The 16,117-nt window shown below is 66.0% G+C and carries 18 protein-coding genes and 1 tRNA gene; 9 read left to right on the forward strand and 10 right to left on the reverse strand.

Going from position 1 to position 16,117, the window contains the following annotated elements; translation table 11 throughout:
* Positions 1-10: 10 nt before the first annotated feature.
* From cysS to AC5RU7_RS19950, 4 genes are all read right to left on the reverse strand, one after another.
* The gene (gene cysS / locus AC5RU7_RS19935) at positions 11-1,468 is read right to left on the reverse strand and encodes a cysteine--tRNA ligase (protein WP_494053694.1); all 1,458 of its coding nucleotides are present in this window, start codon (positions 1,466-1,468) and stop codon (positions 11-13) included.
* Between the two features lie 9 nt (positions 1,469-1,477).
* The gene (gene ispF, locus AC5RU7_RS19940) at positions 1,478-1,993 is read right to left on the reverse strand and encodes a 2-C-methyl-D-erythritol 2,4-cyclodiphosphate synthase (protein ID WP_494010715.1); all 516 of its coding nucleotides are present in this window, start codon (positions 1,991-1,993) and stop codon (positions 1,478-1,480) included.
* A gap of 2 nt (positions 1,994-1,995) precedes the next feature.
* Positions 1,996-2,778, reverse strand: coding sequence for a 2-C-methyl-D-erythritol 4-phosphate cytidylyltransferase (gene ispD, locus AC5RU7_RS19945; RefSeq protein WP_494053695.1), 783 nt, complete (start codon positions 2,776-2,778; stop codon positions 1,996-1,998).
* 122 nt (positions 2,779-2,900) lie between these two features.
* On the reverse strand, positions 2,901-3,383 hold the full coding sequence (locus AC5RU7_RS19950) for a CarD family transcriptional regulator (protein WP_009357288.1): 483 nt from the start codon (positions 3,381-3,383) through the stop codon (positions 2,901-2,903).
* Positions 3,384-3,638: 255 nt separating this feature from the next.
* Here AC5RU7_RS19950 and AC5RU7_RS19955 point away from each other — a divergent pair, with 255 nt between their 5' ends.
* On the forward strand, positions 3,639-4,196 hold the full coding sequence (locus tag AC5RU7_RS19955) for a hypothetical protein (protein WP_494010717.1): 558 nt from the start codon (positions 3,639-3,641) through the stop codon (positions 4,194-4,196).
* 105 nt (positions 4,197-4,301) lie between these two features.
* On the opposite strand, the gene AC5RU7_RS19960 is transcribed toward AC5RU7_RS19955, so the two are convergent.
* Both AC5RU7_RS19960 and AC5RU7_RS19965 read right to left on the reverse strand, forming a co-directional pair.
* Complete coding sequence (locus AC5RU7_RS19960; protein WP_494010718.1) at positions 4,302-4,982, reverse strand: response regulator; 681 nt, start codon at positions 4,980-4,982, stop codon at positions 4,302-4,304.
* Entirely contained in the window at positions 4,979-6,226 is a 1,248-nt protein-coding gene (locus AC5RU7_RS19965) for a sensor histidine kinase (RefSeq protein WP_494053705.1), read from the reverse strand. The genes AC5RU7_RS19960 and AC5RU7_RS19965 overlap by 4 nt, the downstream gene beginning before the upstream one ends.
* A gap of 207 nt (positions 6,227-6,433) precedes the next feature.
* On the opposite strand from AC5RU7_RS19965, the gene phoU reads away from it, so the two are divergent.
* A complete protein-coding gene (gene phoU, locus AC5RU7_RS19970) occupies positions 6,434-7,096 on the forward strand; it encodes a phosphate signaling complex protein PhoU (RefSeq protein ID WP_494053696.1) in 663 nt (220 codons plus the stop codon).
* A 136-nt stretch (positions 7,097-7,232) separates the two neighbouring features.
* Here the strand turns inward: phoU and AC5RU7_RS19975 are convergent, their stop codons facing one another.
* Positions 7,233-7,979 carry a phosphoglyceromutase gene (locus AC5RU7_RS19975; RefSeq protein ID WP_494010720.1) on the reverse strand — a complete coding sequence of 249 codons (747 nt, stop codon included), beginning with the start codon at positions 7,977-7,979 and terminating at the stop codon, positions 7,233-7,235.
* A gap of 95 nt (positions 7,980-8,074) precedes the next feature.
* Between AC5RU7_RS19975 and AC5RU7_RS19980 the strand changes: the two genes are divergently transcribed.
* Complete coding sequence (locus tag AC5RU7_RS19980; RefSeq protein WP_494053697.1) at positions 8,075-8,920, forward strand: class I SAM-dependent methyltransferase; 846 nt, start codon at positions 8,075-8,077, stop codon at positions 8,918-8,920.
* A gap of 64 nt (positions 8,921-8,984) precedes the next feature.
* Here AC5RU7_RS19980 and AC5RU7_RS19985 read toward each other — a convergent pair whose 3' ends face one another.
* The gene (locus tag AC5RU7_RS19985; protein WP_494053698.1) at positions 8,985-9,338 is read right to left on the reverse strand and encodes a DUF2516 family protein; all 354 of its coding nucleotides are present in this window, start codon (positions 9,336-9,338) and stop codon (positions 8,985-8,987) included.
* Between the two features lie 9 nt (positions 9,339-9,347).
* Complete coding sequence (locus AC5RU7_RS19990; protein ID WP_494053699.1) at positions 9,348-10,538, reverse strand: trans-sulfuration enzyme family protein; 1,191 nt, start codon at positions 10,536-10,538, stop codon at positions 9,348-9,350.
* Positions 10,539-10,659: 121 nt separating this feature from the next.
* Between AC5RU7_RS19990 and tmk the strand changes: the two genes are divergently transcribed.
* From tmk to AC5RU7_RS20015, 5 genes are all read left to right on the forward strand, one after another.
* Positions 10,660-11,358: a dTMP kinase gene (tmk, locus tag AC5RU7_RS19995; protein ID WP_494053700.1), complete on the forward strand. Its 699-nt coding sequence runs from the start codon at positions 10,660-10,662 to the stop codon at positions 11,356-11,358.
* On the forward strand, positions 11,355-12,497 hold the full coding sequence (locus tag AC5RU7_RS20000) for a DNA polymerase III subunit delta' (RefSeq protein WP_494053701.1): 1,143 nt from the start codon (positions 11,355-11,357) through the stop codon (positions 12,495-12,497). The genes tmk and AC5RU7_RS20000 overlap by 4 nt, the downstream gene beginning before the upstream one ends.
* Positions 12,498-12,514: 17 nt before the next feature.
* Positions 12,515-14,080 (forward strand): alpha/beta hydrolase, encoded by a 1,566-nt coding sequence (locus tag AC5RU7_RS20005; protein ID WP_494053702.1) that lies wholly within the window; start codon positions 12,515-12,517, stop codon positions 14,078-14,080.
* A gap of 104 nt (positions 14,081-14,184) precedes the next feature.
* Positions 14,185-14,257, forward strand: a tRNA-Thr gene (locus tag AC5RU7_RS20010).
* A 188-nt stretch (positions 14,258-14,445) separates the two neighbouring features.
* Entirely contained in the window at positions 14,446-14,706 is a 261-nt protein-coding gene (locus tag AC5RU7_RS20015) for a hypothetical protein (protein WP_494053703.1), read from the forward strand.
* Here AC5RU7_RS20015 and AC5RU7_RS20020 read toward each other — a convergent pair.
* On the reverse strand, positions 14,703-15,215 hold the full coding sequence (locus tag AC5RU7_RS20020) for an HXXEE domain-containing protein (protein ID WP_494010726.1): 513 nt from the start codon (positions 15,213-15,215) through the stop codon (positions 14,703-14,705). The two genes, AC5RU7_RS20015 and AC5RU7_RS20020, sit on opposite strands and share 4 nt — an antisense overlap.
* A gap of 104 nt (positions 15,216-15,319) precedes the next feature.
* On the opposite strand from AC5RU7_RS20020, the gene AC5RU7_RS20025 reads away from it, so the two are divergent.
* Positions 15,320-15,994: a hypothetical protein gene (locus tag AC5RU7_RS20025; RefSeq protein ID WP_494010727.1), complete on the forward strand. Its 675-nt coding sequence runs from the start codon at positions 15,320-15,322 to the stop codon at positions 15,992-15,994.
* Positions 15,995-16,117: the final 123 nt, after the last annotated feature.

Raw genomic sequence — 16,117 nt, forward strand, 5'->3', positions numbered from 1 at the left:
ATCCTTCGGGTCAGTCGCGCTTCAGGCTCCAGGTGGCGCCGCCGGGGCCGTCCTCGACCACCACGCCGGCTTCGTTGAGCATGTCGCGGATGGAGTCCGAGGCAGCCCAGTCCTTGTTGGCCCGTGCCGCGGCCCGGGCAGCGAGCTGAGCCTCCACCAGGACACCGAGCGCATCCGATTCCCGGCTGTTCCGGGTGTCGGCACCGGCAACGGCGTCGAGCCCCAGCACGCCCGTCATGACGGTGACGGCGTGCATCGCCTCACCGGCAGCGTCGTCGTCGCCCTCCGCCAGGGCGGTATTGCCTGCCCGGACGGCCTCGTGCAGGGCAGCCAGCGCGCGCGGCACGTTCAGGTCGTCGTCCATGGCCTCGGAAAATGCCTCCAGGCTTACGGGCGTCCGGGCGCTGGCGTGCCCGGCATCATGCCCCAAGCGGGCCGCGGCCTTGGCAAGGAACCCGTCGATGCGTTCGACGGCGGCCGCAGCCTCCTGGAGCGACGTGGGACGGTAGTCAAGGACGGAGCGGTAGTGGGCCTGGCCGAGGTAGTAGCGGACCACCCGGGGCGGGGCGAGTTCCAGCATTTCTGCGGGGCTGATGGTGTTGCCGATGGACTTGGACATCTTTTCGCCCTCATAGGTCACCATGCCGTTGTGCATCCAGAAACTGGCGAAAGGATGCCCTGCCGCCTGCGACTGGGCCATCTCGTTCTCATGGTGCGGGAAGCGCAGGTCCAGCCCGCCGCCATGGAAGTCAAACTCCGTGCCCAGGTACTTGGTGACCATCGCGGAGCACTCCAGGTGCCAGCCGGGACGGCCCGCCCCCCATGGTGATGCCCAGGAGGCGGTGGCGGGTTCGCCCTCCTTGGAGCCTTTCCAGAGGGCGAAGTCGCGGGGGTCCTTCTTCCCGCGCGGGTCGGCGTCCGGGGCCGCCTGCATGTCGTCAATGTTCTGCCGGGTCAGGGCGCCGTACTTGCTCCAGGAACGCACGTCGAAGTAGACGTCACCGGAGTCATCCAGCGCGGGGTAGGCGTGGCCGCGGTCGATCAGCTGCTGGATCAGAGCGTGCATCTCGGGGATGTGGCCGGTGGCCCGCGGCTCGTAGGTGGGCCGGGAAACGCCGAGGGTGTCGTAGGCCCGCAGGAACTCCTGCTCGTAGCGGTACGCCAGCGCCCACCACTCCTCCTGGGCCACTTCCCCCGGCTCCGGCACGAAGTCCGGAGCGAAGGACGCCTCCGACTTCGCGAGGATTTTGTCGTCGATGTCTGTAACGTTCCGGACCACCGTTACCCGGTACCCCCGGAACGTCAGCCAGCGGGTGAGCTGGTCGAAGGCGATGGCGGAACGGATGTGGCCCACGTGGGGCATGCCCTGCACTGTGGCCCCGCAGTAGTACAGGCTGGCCTTTCCTTCGACGAGGGGGACGAAGTTCCGGACTTCAGCGGAGGCAGTGTCATAGAAGCGCAGGGTCACCGCTCCAGACTAGCCGATGGCACTGGCGGGCCGGGGGTAGACCAGGGCGGTGGCCACGGCGGAGATGCCCTCGCCGCGTCCGGTGAATCCGAGCCGGTCGCTGGTGGTGGCGGTGACGCTGACGGGTGCGTCCGCGGCGTCACTGAGGACCTGCTGCGATTCCTCCCGCCGGGGCCCGAACTTGGGCCGGTTGGCCACGAACTGGACTGCCACGTTGCCGATCTCGAATCCTGCGGCACGAACGATCCGCGCCGCTTCGGCCAGGAGCGTTACTCCCGAGGCGCCGGCGAATTCGGGGCGGTCAGTGCCGAAGTGGGTGCCGAGGTCGCCAATTCCGGCTGCGGAGAACAGGGCATCCGCCGCCGCATGCGCCACCGGGTCGCCGTCGGAGTGCCCGGCCAGGCCGCGCTCGCCCGGCCATAACAGTCCGCCGAGCCATAGGGGGCGCGCTGAATCCTCTGCTGCATAAGCGTGGACGTCAAGGCCGATGCCCGTCCGTGGAATGATCATCTGCGGGTCTGCCATCCCTAGCCTTCCACCCAGCGGGCGCCAAGCGGGCCTTCCAGCAGCCCTTCGGCCAGGATTAGGTCCAGCGGCGTGGTGATTTTCAGCGACTGGGTGGAACCACGGACCACATGGACCGTGGTTCCGGTCATTTCCACCAGCATGGCGTCGTCCGTGACCGCTGCCGCCTGCTGCGAGTCCAGCGACTGGGCAGCCTGGTGGGCCCGTTGGAGCGTGGCCAACCGGAACCCCTGGGGCGTCTGCACGGCGCGCAGGTCCTCACGGGGAGCAGTTCCGGTGACAACCTCCGGCGCCGGTGAAGCGTTACCGTCGGCGGTGGCCCTGACTGTCTTGACGGTGTCCACGACGGCGATCGCCGGAATGACCGCCTGAGCGCCGGCAGCGAGGGCGTCGGCGATGCGGTGGAAGACGGAGTCCGGCGTCAGCGCGCGGGCGGCGTCGTGGACCATGACGGCGTCCGTGCCCTCCATAAGGGCGCCCAGACCGGCACGAACGGACTCTGCACGCGTGGCTCCGCCGTCAACGATCGTCAGGAGCGGACCGCCGTCGGCAAGCTCTTCGCGGAAGTCCTCACACAGCCTGCGCAGTCCGTCATTTCCGGCGGGCAGCGCAATGCACACTTGGCTGCTGATTCCGGACGCGACGATGCCGCGCAGGGCATGCATCAGGATGGGTTCTCCACCCAGCGGCACTGCAGCCTTGGGCATGCCATAACCAAGCCGTTGCCCCGAACCTGCGGCCACCAGGATCACCGCGGTAACGAGGCGGTTAGGTGTTTCGCTCATGCGGACTAGCCTACGTCGCCGCGGGCCGAAGCGTCCGGCGGGGCGCTGCCGTGTGTTAGCCCGGAAAGATCCGGAGCAAAAAAGAAGCCCCGGCGCACTTTCGTGCCGCCGGGGCTTAATTCTTAGGAAGCCAAAACCTCGTCGAGAACGCTTGCCGCCTTCTCTTCATCGGTCTTTTCGGCCAGCGCCAGTTCTGAGATCAGAATCTGCCGGGCCTTGGCCAGCATTCGCTTCTCGCCTGCGGAAAGGCCCCGGTCGTGATCCCGGCGCCACAGGTCGCGGACGACCTCTGCTACCTTGATGACGTCACCGGAAGCAAGCTTCTCCAGATTTGCCTTGTACCTGCGTGACCAGTTGGTGGGCTCCTCGGTGAACTCGGCACGGAGCACATCAAACACGTGCTCCAAGCCATCCTTGCCCACTACGTCCCGGACCCCAACAAGGTCAACGTTTTCTGCTGGAACTTCAATGGTCAGATCACCCTGAGCCACCTTGAGCTTGAGATACATTTTCTCTTCGCCCTTGATGGTGCGCATCTTGATTTCTTCAATCTTCGCAGCACCGTGGTGAGGGTAAACTACTGTCTCGCCGACCTCAAATACCATGTGGACATTTCCCCTTTCCCGCAGACCAGTTTATCACGATTCAGGCATATGACCGGCCGCGGAAAGGGCTCGGAACCGCGAAAATACGCGGAAATTGGCCCAAATCGACCCCCTTGGACCCCTTGACGGATGCAGATAATAGTGCATCGCCGTGGCCCTGCCAAGGGCGATGTGACGCCGCCGAATCCTCGTTTTGGCGGCTTTCCGGATAGGCTATGCCTAAATCTGTTTCAAGACTCTCGAGGAGTACGTGACGTGCGTTTCACTGCGACGAACCGGGCCCAGCGCGGCAAACTGGCACTGACGGCTGCCGCCCTTGGCATCGGACTGCTGACGTCGGGCTGCGGGTACATCAATTCCCAGCAGACAAGCGAGCAGTACCAGGCGTCGGACGGCATTGTCACCGATCTCGGCCCCCTCAAGCTGAGCAACTTCCTCATCGTCTCCAACGGCGAGGACGAGCCGGGCCGGGTCATCGGTGCCGTCTACAACTCCTCGTCCCAGGACGTGAAGCTCACGGTCAACGGCGCCGAGGGCTCGGAGACCGAGGTTCCGGTCAAGGCTAACTCCTACGTCCTGCTGAACAATGACACGGATGAAGCCGTCCTGAGCACCACCGGCGGTATCCCGGGGTCGCTGGTGGATATCAAGATCACCGAAAGCGGCACCAACGTCAGCAACACCGTCAAGGTTCCCGTCCTGGACGCCACGTTGCCGGAGTACAAGGAGTACCTGCCGGCCGGAAGCACCCCGTCGCCTTCCCCCACGCCGTCGCCCACTGCCTCCGAACTTGGCGGCGGTACCGGCCACTAGCCAGCGGCGCAGCAGCCACATGCAAAAGGGAGGGGCCGGCCGGCCCCTCCCTTTTGCATGTCCTGTAATGCTGCCGTCCCGGCTTCCGTGGATCCCCGGGCGCCTTTACGGCTCGAACTTGTAGCCGAGCCCGCGCACCGTCACCAGGTACCGCGGCGCGGAGGGGTCGGGTTCGATCTTGCCGCGCAGCCGCTTCACGTGGACGTCCAAGGTCTTGGTATCGCCCACATAATCGGAACCCCACACCCGGTCGATGAGCTGGCCGCGGGTCAGTACCCGACCGGAGTTGCGCAGGAGCATCTCGAGCAACTCGAACTCCTTCAGCGGAAGCAGGACCTGCTCGCCGTCCACGCTGACCACGTGCCGCTCGATGTCCATCCGGACCGGGCCAGCCTGCACCGTGGAGGAAATTAGCTCCTCCGGCTCGCCCTGGCGCCGCAGCACCGCCCGGACCCGGGCCACCAGCTCGCGGGAGGAATAGGGTTTGGTGACGTAGTCGTCAGCCCCCAGTTCCAGCCCCACGACTTTATCGATTTCCGAGTCCTTGGCTGTCAGCATGATCACCGGGACGCTTGAACGCTGGCGGAGCTGGCGGCAGACCTCAGTGCCGGACAGGCCCGGGAGCTGCAGATCCAGGAGCACCAGGTCGGCACCGTTGCGGTCGAATTCGGTGATGGCGTCCAGTCCGTTGTCCACCACCTCAACTTCGAAGCCCTCTTTGCCCAACAAATAGGACAAGGGATCACTGAACGAATCCTCGTCCTCCACAATCAAGATCCTGCTCAAGCGCTAGCTCCTCGTTCTTTTGCGCCGGCGGCGCGGGGTACCTGGGTAAGTGTTGGCTGGTCGGCTCGATGCCCTGCCGGCTCCTGCCGGGCGGCGGCCGCGGACGGAACGTCGTCGTCGCCGTCGTGCCCTTCCATCTCGGGCAGGCGGAGGGTGAAGGTGGATCCCTGGCCGGGCTGGGACCACACGGTCACCTCACCGCCATGGTTGGAGGCAACGTGCTTGACGATGCTCAGGCCCAGGCCGGTACCGCCGGTGTGGCGGGACCGTGCCGCATCCACCCGGTAGAAGCGTTCGAAGACGCGTTCCTGTTCTTCCGGGGTAAGGCCCTCACCCTGGTCTGTCACGGAGATGGAGACGAGCCCTTCCCGGGACCGGACTCCGATGCCCACCCGGGTGTTGGCCGGCGAGTACCGGATGGCGTTGTCGATGAGGTTTCGCAGGGCCGTGACCAGCAGGTCCTGGTCGCCGAACACCTTGCCCTCGGTCCGGCCGCCCACCACGATCGTGATGTTCTTGCTTTCCGCGGGCAGCTGGGACCGGTCCACCGCTTCGGCGATCACCGCATTGACGTCCACGGGGCCGCCCTGCTGGGTGACGCTGGCTCCCTGCAGGCGCGACAGTTCGATGATGTCCTGCACCAGCGCGGCAAGCCGGGCGGATTCCTTGTGCATCCGCTTGGCGAAACGGCGGACGGCCTCCTCGTCGTCCGCGGAGGATTCGAGGGCTTCGGCGAGCAGCGAGATGGCGCCCACCGGAGTCTTGAGTTCATGGGAGACGTTGGCGACGAAGTCGTTCCGGATCTCCTCGGTCCGGGTGATCTCCGTGCGGTCGTCCGCAAGCAGGAGGATGTATTCCTCGCCGAGCATGGCTGCCCGCACCTGGACAATGATGGTTCCCTGTCCCAGCGGGCCGCGGGGCAGTTCCAGCTGCTTTTCCAGGATGACGCCGTCGCGCCGGACACCTGCCGTCATGTCCAGCAGTTCCTTGTGGACCACGGTATGTCCACGCACCAGGCCGTAGGCGTAGGCGGCGGGGCTGGCACGGACCACGCCGTCCACCGCGTCGACCACCACAAAGGCCCGCCCGACGATGGCAAGCACTTCCGCTGCGCCGGCGGGTAGAGCCAGTTCCTCGGCGTCGATGTCCAGCAACTGGCGCTGCTTCTCGCTGACCCGGAAGGCGAGCACGCCAAAGGTGCCGAGCGCCAGGCCGACGAGGCCTGCGACCAGACCGATGAGCATAGGATCCACAGGTCCACCTTATGCTCTTGCCGGGGCCCACCCGGCGCGTCCGGACCCCCTGCGCCCACGGTTCAACTAACGTTCACCTTCAAGGGACCAACCGTTTACCGGATACTGGCAGAGTAACGAGTTGGAGTGCCGAACGGCCACACGATTCCTGCTGCCCGGAAGCGGGCCCGGCAGGGATTTCAAGGAAAGGACGCCTACGTGCGTAAGGTTTTTCAGGAAGAACTCACCCACGTGGGTGAGGAGCTGGTTCAGATCTCCCGGCTGGTCACCGAAGCGATGGAAAAGGCCACTACTTCGTTCGAAGTGGCGGACGTGGACCTCGCCCAGGACGTCATTGCCGCGGATGCGCGCATCGACTTCCTGCAGAACAGCCTGGATGAGCGGGCCATCGACATCCTGGCTCTGCAGGGTCCGGTCGCCAGCGACCTGCGCATGATCGTGGGCTCCCTGCGTATGAGCGCATCGCTGGAGCGAATGGGCGACCTCGCCCGCCATATCGCACAGCTGGCCCGCCTCCGCTTCCCGTCGACGGTGATTCCGGCGTCCATGACGGAGACGTTCAAGCAGATGGCCGAGCTGGACAAGGAAATCGCGGCCAAGCTCACCGTGCTGCTGGAGACCCGCGACCTGGAAGTTGCCCGGGACATCCTGAAGGCCAACACGGCCATCAATGACCTGCACCTGAGCGTTTTCAAGGCGATCGCCGCGCCCGAGTGGAACGAGTCGCCCGCCACCACCGTGGACGTGGCCCTTGCCAGCCGCTACTTTGAACGGTTCGCGGACCACGGCGTTTCCGTCGCCCAGAAGGTTACCTACCTGGTGACCGGTGCATGGCAGCCGAACGGCATCGAGCACAGCTGACCCCGCGCAGAGTTTTCGTCCAAATACGGCGGCTTCCCCGCCGCTGAGGTCACCATATCTGGACAAAAACTGCTGGGGGGAAACGACGGCGGGCTGGTCACCAAAGGTGACCAGCCCGCCGTCGGTGTTTGATGCCCTACTTCTTGCCCTGGTTGGCGACCGCGAGGATGGCTTCCTCGGCAGCTTCAGGATCGAGGTAGGTTCCGCCCCGCTTGATGGGCTGGAAGTTCTCATCCAGGTCGTACACCAGCGGGATGCCGGTGGGGATGTTCAGGCTGGCGATAGCTTCGTCGCTGATGCCGTCCAGGTGCTTGACCAGTGCGCGGAGGGAGTTGCCGTGCGCGGTGACCAGGACGGTCTTGCCGGCCTTCAGGTCTTCCTTGATGTCCGATTCCCAGTACGGGAGCAGGCGGACCAACACGTCCTTCAGGCACTCGGTGCGGGGAAGCGCGGCACCGAGTCCGGCGTAGCGCGGGTCGTGGGCCTGGGAGAATTCGGAGTTATCGTCCAGGGGCGGCGGCGGGGTGTCGTAGGAACGGCGCCATTCCATGAACTGGTCCTCGCCGTACTCGGCCAGGGTCTGCGCCTTGTCCTTGCCCTGCAGCGCACCGTAGTGGCGCTCGTTCAGGCGCCAGTCGCGCTTCACCGGGATCCAGCCGCGGTCGGCCTTGTCCAGGGCGATGTTGGCCGTGTTGATGGCCCGCTTCAGCAGGGAGGTGTAGAGCACATCCGGGAGCACGTTGTTCTCCACCAGGAGCTCACCGCCCCGCGCTGCTTCCTCGCGGCCCTGGTCGTTCAGGTCAACGTCCACCCAGCCGGTGAACAGGTTCTTGGCGTTCCATTCGCTGTGGCCGTGGCGCAGCAGAATCAGCTTGTAAGTCATGATTTTCATCCTAGCCGAGCGCCGTTGCCGACCGCCCAGCGTTACAAGCCGACGGCGGGGAGCCGCCGCTGCCGTGGCAACGGTAAGGTGGGGCGGTGGTTCAAAAGGCTGAACGGGTGGCCGCCCCGCAGATCACCGGCAGGAGCGCGGCGGGCAGGCAGGGCAGGCCCGTGGGCAACGTGACCCGCGGCACTACCAATCCCAACCGCATGCGCCGCCTCGACCGCTGGCTGGCCGGGCCTCAGGCCTGGCGCCTCCGCTCTGCGGCTGACCCGCTGGTGGTGGACCTGGGCTATGGGGCCACGCCGGCCACCGCCGTCGAACTCTATGAACGGCTGGCCGCCGTCCGGCCGGATGTACAGGTCTGCGGCATCGAGATAGAACCCTCGCGCGTCAGTGCCGCCTTGCCCCTTCAGCGGCCGGGCCTGAGCTTCCACGTGGGCGGTTTTGAACTTCCCGTCCCCGGCCGCCCGGTCCTGGTGCGTGCCTTCAACGTGCTGCGGCAGTATGAGGAGGCGGACGTCGCAGGCATCTGGCGGCTTGTCCAGGACCGTCTCTCCGACGACGGCCTCTTCATTGACGGGACCTGCGATGAGATCGGCCGGCGGGTGACGTGGGTGGCGCTCGACGCCGAACGGCCCCTGTCACTGAGCATTTCCGTCCGCTTCGGCAGCTTCAACCTGCCCTCGGATGTGGCCGAACGCCTGCCAAAGGCGCTCATACACCGCAACGTGCCCGGCGAACGGGTGCACGGGCTGCTGCAGGCGATGGACCGCGCCTGGCTGGAAGCCGCTCCCCTGGCGTCGTTCGGCAACCGGCAGCGGTGGCAGGGCATGTGCCGGTCATTGCGGGACGCCGGCTGGCCGGTGCAGGACGGTCCTGCCCGCTGGCGGCTTGGCGAACTGACGGTGGACTGGGAAGCGGTGGCTCCGGGGCTTTAGCCGGATAGGCCCACGCCGGCAGGGGTTCCTGGGCGAGCTTGCGAGCCTGGGGGGCCGGTGGGGATTACCAGGGGCCGTAGGGGCCCATATTGCGGCTGCCGCCACGGCCTGCGTCCTTGACGGCCGGCCGTACGTCTGCGAGGTAAACAGAGGCGGCCACCACGGCGGCAAGCCCGAAGAGGCCCAGGGTACCGAAGATGCCGCCGCCGCTGCCGAACAGTGAAATGACACCAACAAAGGCCGCGCCGCCGGTCAATGCCAGCCAAAAGGTCTTGGTCCGCTTGCCGGTTGCCTCGAAGGCGTTGGCGCGGTGCCGCGCGCAGTCCACCACGGCCCAGAGCTCCAGGCCCAGCGCCACAAGGGCAAGGATAAAGAACACTGCCTGTTCAACAGGCCGAATAATCAGTTCACCGTCCACAACCCAAGCCTAGCCTCCCAGCGTGTCCAGCGCCTGCTCCAGGTCAGCCCAAAGGTCTTCGACATTCTCGATGCCCACGCTCAGGCGGACCAGGTTCTCCGGAACGCTCGCCGGCTCGGCAGCATGCCGGCGCCTGCGTTCGATAAGGGATTCGACGCCGCCGAGGGACGTTGCCGGCAGCCACAGCTCCAGGGCCTGGACCAGTTTGTCCGCCGCGCCGGCGCCGTCCTGTCCCCCGGCAGGGGCCACCTGGACGCAGACGATGGATCCGAATCCCTTCATCTGGGCCTTCGCCCGCTCGTGGCCCGGGTCCGCGGGCAGCCCCGGGAACCGGATCGACTCGATCCCGGGATGGTTGCTGAGCCGCTCCGCCAGGATCATGGCGGACTGCTGTGACCGTTCCACCCTGAGCGCGAGCGTCCGCAGGCCCCGCAGCGCCAGCCATGCTTCGAAGGGGCCGGCAATGCCGCCATGGATGGTCCTGTTGTGCAGAAGGGCCGAGCGGATGTCCGGGTTTGACGTCACCAGGGCGCCCAGCACGACGTCGGAATGGCCGGCCAGGTACTTGGTCACCGAATGCAGGACGACGTCGGACCCCAGGGCCAGCGGCTGCTGCACCAACGGCGTGGAGAAAGTATTGTCCGTGACCACGATGGCGCCGGCGGCGTGCGCTGCCTCCGTGAGCGCCGCGACGTCGGCGATGCCGAGCATCGGATTGGTGGGGCTTTCCAGCCACAGCATCGCCGCGGCCCGGGCTCCCGAACCGCCCGGCGCCAGGGCAGCCTGGACGGCGGCCGTGTCGGCGATATCCACGGTGCGGAGCTCGACGAAACCCTTCTGGGCCAGCTCCGAGGCCATCACCAGGGTCCCCGAATAGCTGTGGGTGGGCATGACCAGCGCTCCCCCGGCCGGTACAAGCGACAGGGCGGAGCTGACGGCTGCGAGGCCCGAGGCGTACAGCAGCCCGGGCAGTTCGGCGCCTTCGAGCTGGGCGAGTGCCTCTTCGAAGGGATCCCATGTGGGGTTGGAGTAGCGCCCGTAGCCGCGGTCGCCGGTATCGAGCGAACCCGTGCCGTAGTAGGTGGACGAAAGGACCAGGGGCGGGTTGACCGGCATGTCCCGTTCCCGCGGGGGACGCCCGGCCGCAACCACCACTGTCTCTGCTGACAAGGCGGCCGCGTGCTGTTCGGAAAGACTCATGGTCAAAAGCGTACTGGCCCGGCTCCGGTGTTCCCCGAAGGGCAAGGCAGGGCTGGCAGGACTGTCCACATGAACCCTTCTCCAATCGTTGATTGCCCCTCGCGGTCGGTAGGCTTGAGGGGTGAGCACACAAGGGTCCGGACTTTTCATCGCGTTTGAAGGCGGCGACGGTGCCGGCAAATCGACGCAGGCGGCCCGGCTCGCGGAAGCCCTGGAATCCCGGGGGCTCACAGTGCTCCGCACCCGGGAGCCGGGCGGAACCCCCATCGGTGAGAAGCTGCGTTCCCTGGTCCTGGACCATGGCCACGGGCACATCGATGCCCACACCGAAGCCCTAATTTTCGCCGCCTCGCGGGCCGCGCATGCCACCCAGGTGATCCGGCCGGCACTGGAGCGCGGCGAGATCGTCCTGACGGACCGCTACATCGATTCCTCCGTCGCCTACCAGGGCGCCGGGCGGAGTCTCGGCACGGACTCGGTCCAGTCCCTGAACGAGTGGGCCACGTCCGGCCTGCAACCGCACCTCACCATCCTGCTGGACGTGGACCCGGCAGTGGGACGCCAGCGCCGCACCGCCGGTGACGCCGCTGAAGACCGGCTGGAGTCCGAAGCGGACGAATTCCACGGCCGCATCCGGGAAGCATTCCTCGGGCTGGCCCGCAGCCGCCCGGACGCCTATCTGGTGCTGCCCGCCCGGCTCCCGGTCGGGGACCTCGCGGCACAAATCCTGGAGCGCGTGGATGCCCTGCTGACAGTCCGCCCAGTGACCCCTGCCGGTGCTGTTCCCTCCCTGGGCGCCCGCGGCGGCGGTAACCCATGACCGTGTGGGACGACCTCCAGGGCCAGCCCGCCGTCGTCGAACAACTGCGGCAGGCCTCCACCGGTGACAGCCTGACCCATGCCTGGCTGTTCACCGGTCCTCCGGGTTCCGGACGCTCGAATGCGGCCAAGGCGTTTGCCGCTGCGCTCAACTGCGACCAGGAGGACGTGAACCTGCGCGGCTGCGGCACATGCCAGGCATGCCACACCATCCTGGGCGAAACGCATTCGGATGTAACCTTTGTCCGGACCGAAAAGGTCACTATCACCATTGACGAGGCGCGTGAACTTGTGGCCACCGCCGGAAACCGGCCGTCGTCCGGCCGGTGGCGGATCATCGTGGTGGAAGACGCGGACCGGATGGCGGAGCGGACCACCAATGTGCTCCTCAAGGCGATTGAGGAGCCCACGCCGCGGACGGTGTGGATGCTGTGCGCGCCCTCCCCCGCGGACGTGCTGGTCACCATCCGTTCCCGCTGCCGGAGCGTGGCGCTGCGGTTGCCACCCGCCTCGGATGTTGCCGCCCTCCTGGTGAAGCGCGACGGCGTTGATCCTGCGCTTGCCGAACGGGCGGCCCGCGCCGCGCAAAGCCACGTGGGCATTGCCCGCCGCCTGGCCAGGGATGCCGCGGCCCGGGAACGCCGCCTCGAAACCGTGAGGTTCCCGCTCGGGCTGCGGGGTGTCACGGCGGCCGTAATGATGGCGGACAAGCTCGTGAAAATCGCCACCGCGGAGGCCACCAGCTCGAACGAGGAGCGCGATGCTGCGGAGAAGGCCGCACTGCTCGCCACGCTGGGCGCACCCGAGTCTGGCACCCTTCCGCCGGCCATGCGAAGCCAGCTGAAACAGCTCGAGGATGACCAGAAACGCCGGGCGAAGCGGTCCATCACCGATTCCCTGGACCGGACCCTCACCGATTTGCTGTCGTTCTACCGCGACGTGCTGATCATCCAGCTCGGGAATGCTGTGGAGCTGGTAAACGTTGAGCTGAGGAGCGAATTGGAGGAGTTCGCCAGCCGCTCCACGCCAGAAACCACCCTCGCGCGGATGGACGCAATCAACAAAGCCCGTGAACGCATCACCACCACCAACGTTGCCCCGCTGTTGACCATTGAATCCATGGCAGCCAGCCTGATCTAACCCTCCAAGGAGACCCGATGACTGCCCGCCCCCTGCCCGCATGCCCCCGGTCCCTCGCGACCGGGCTCCGTGCCGCCGGCGCCCTGGTTCTTGCCATGGTGCTGGCCTCGTGCAGCCTGCTCAACGGCGGAGACCGCAACCAGGAGACAGCAACCGCCAAGGCCGATCCTTCCATCGTGGCCTCCGCCCCTTCCGGGCTGGAGCGTTTCTACTCCCAGGAAGTGGTGTGGGAGCCCTGCGAGAACGAGTTCCAGTGCGCCAAGATCACCGTTCCCATGGATTACGGGGATCCTGACGGCGAGACCATCCAAATAGCCGCCCTGAAGGCGGCCAGCACCGGCAACAGGACTGGAAGCCTGCTGGTCAACCCCGGGGGACCCGGGGCGTCCGGCTACGACTTCGTCAAGGATGCAGCCACAACGCACTTCTCGCAGCCGGTCCGGGACGCATATGACCTGGTGGGCTTCGATCCCCGCGGAGTGAAGCGCTCGGCACCCGTCAACTGCCTGACTGATGCCGAGCGGGATGCCGCAAGGGCCAAGATCTACGACCTGGAAACGGATGCCGGCCTGGCAACTGCCCGGGCCGACAACAAGGCGATCGCTGACCAGTGCGCCGAGAAGACCGGCGAGGTCCTGGCACATATCGACACGCAGAGCGCCGCGAAGGACCTGGACATCCTCCGCGCCGTGGTCAATGACACCAAGCTGAACTACCTGGGCTACTCCTACGGCACGTTCCTGGGTTCCACCTACGCATCCCTTTTCCCGGACAATGTGGGGCGGATGGTGCTGGACGGCGCCCTCGATCCCTCCATCAGCTATGAGGAGGTGACCAGCGGACAGGCCCGCGCCTTCGAGAAGGCCATCCGGGCCTACGTTGCCAGCTGCCAGCAGCAGGACGGCTGCCCGCTGAACGGTGACGTGGATTCCGGTGTGGAGCAGATCCGCGAACTTATCGCGGCAGTCAAGGAGACGCCGCGTACCGCCAAGGACGGCCGGGTGGTCAACGCAACGATGCTAGTGAGCGGCCTGATCACACCGCTCTACAACGACCAGAGCTGGCCGGCCCTGACCCAGGCACTCGAGGCGGCGATGACAGGGGACGTGAGCCTGATGCTGCGCCTCGCGGACCTCGGCGCGGACCGTTCATCCAATGGCTCGTACACATCCAACTCGACGTTCGCCTTCAACGCGATCAACTGCCTGGACTACCCCATGGAGTCCGACCCGGCAGCCATGCGCGCCGAACAACAGCGCCTGATGCAGGAGTCACCCACGCTCGGATACTTCTTCGCCTACGGCGGGACCAGCTGCCAGGACTGGCCGCACGAGAACGTCCGGACTCCCGCCCCGGTTGAGTACACCGGTGAATCGCCCATCGTGGTGATCGGCACTACGGGCGACCCCGCGACCCCTGTTGAATGGGCGTCATCGCTGCGAAAGCAGCTGGGAAATGCCACGCTGCTGACCTGGGAGGGTGAGGGGCACACGGCCTATGGTCGGGCCAACAGCTGCCTGGAGGATCCCGTGGACAGGTACCTGGTGAGCGGTGAGGTGCCCGCCGACAACACCGTGTGCTGAGCACCTCAGCTGCCGGCCCCCGCGCCATTTTGACCCGGGCGCGGGGACTCTATTACAGTTGACTCTTGCATGAGGCACCCGGTTCCGCCGGAAACCCCATGCGCGCTTCCTTAGCTCAGTCGGTAGAGCGTTTCACTCGTAATGAAAAGGTCATCAGTTCGATTCTGATAGGAAGCTCGGGATAAACCCCGGACAGCCCCTAAATGCAGGGGTTTCCGGGGTTTTTCGCTGGTTAAGCGACTAGTACCGCCTGGGCGCAGGGCACACTTATGGCACACTTTGCTGACTCCTTTCAACCAGACTGGGTCTTAGTGTTGCGACTCTAGTCGCCACGAGGAGTCTCTTGCCGAAGCTATGGTGAGGCTATGAGCCTCACCGAATGTGCTGAAGACCTCGCCTACACACTGAGAAACTCGGGTCACGGCCTAGAGCAGATAACTTTGGCCTCTGCCGGCGATCCCCGCGGCTTCAGCGTCATCCTCGACACCGCCCGAAGGATAGCTGCTGCCTCTGGATGGCCAGTTACAGAGCTGACAGTGGATGATCTGAAAAAGCTCCGGACTCTCCCTGAACGGGGCTACCTGATCATTCAAGCAGGGTCGACGGGACTGCGCTGCGACGCTTAGTTCGCTCTGCGCCTCATCGCCACACGAACGGTGAGGTGGCATACGAATGCCGCAAGCACCAGGACGACCGCGCCCAGTGCTCGATCCCTCGCGCGTACCGGAATCCCGCCGCGGTCAAGTTCTCTGCCTGCCGCGATCACGCCGGGCAGCATCACGGGCACCGCGGTCACGACGCCTGCCGTGTAGCGCCGCGCAAGCACAGTCGCGCCGAGGTGCGTCCAGACGTGTGCACCTAGCCCTGCGACCACTGCCCGGTACAGGCGCGAACTGCCCGCCGTCTGTGCGCCGCGTATGCAAGCGCATCCGACGAGCACACCCATCAAGCCGACCGCTGCCCAGGACTGACGCGAGTCCATCCTCAGCGCGTGAATCCCAGTACGGTCAGCCAGGTAGTTGCAACTGGCAGGGAAGGTTGCGGCTTCCTCGAGGTCGTGCAGCGCCCATGCGAGGAAGAGCCATGCTGGTCCACAACGCCATGTGCGATTCCGAAGTTTCTGGGGTGCTGCCACTCGTTCATCATTCCAGTAAAAGGCCGGATTTTGGCGTGGGCCCCTTTCTTCCCCGGCATAACTAAGTAGCGGGCTTACCAAGAATTCCAAGGTAGGGTCGCCCCATGATTGATGCCGAACGCCCGTGGACGATCGCCGCGGTGTGCGTCATGGCCCCGGCCCTGGCCGTGTTGGTGTTCAGCCTGGCGGATCCCATCATCCAGCTGCTGCCCTGGTACGCGGCCGTCTACCTGCTGGTCGGGGCCTGCATCTTCGGGCCAGTCAGGAAGGTCCTGTCGGTTCGGCAGGCCGTGGCATTCCTGCTTCCCGGTGCCCTGCTTGTGGTGCTCGCGCTGCTGGGCCTGGGTTTCTGGGCCGGCGGCTGGCTGGTTGGCCTGCCCGCATGGGGACTGTTGGTGACCCGCTGGACGTCGGAGAACCCGCTGCGGGCGGGCCAGCTGCTGACGTTCGCCGCGCTGTGGGTGCTGGGGCTGGTGATCTTCACCTTCAACGGCATCTGGCCGGTCTTCAGCCTCGGACTGTTCACCCTGCCGATCATCCCCCTCATTCGGTTCGCCTACCCCGAGTACAGGGCCCGGCCGCTGCAAGCCGGGGCGGAGGTTTTCCTGGCCGTGGCCGCGGTCGTGGTGGCCTTCGCAACCCCTACGCCCGAGGGAGCGTGGGCGTCGCCCTCGATATACGCCGGCGGGGCAGCAACTGCCGGGCTGATGATTGCTTTCTGGGCCAGGGGTGTCCCCCGCCGCCGGAGGGCCATGCCCAATGACGGTGTCGCTGTCTAGGTCCCGGAGGCTTAAAATGATCGTAAGTTTGCGCCCTTCTTACTCTCAGCTCGCCTAGGGTGCAGCGCCAGGGAGGGAACGCCATGGACGCCAGAGAGAATTCCGAGCCGCACGGCAACCCGT

It is taken from the genome of Arthrobacter sp. K410C (genome assembly GCF_059090105.1).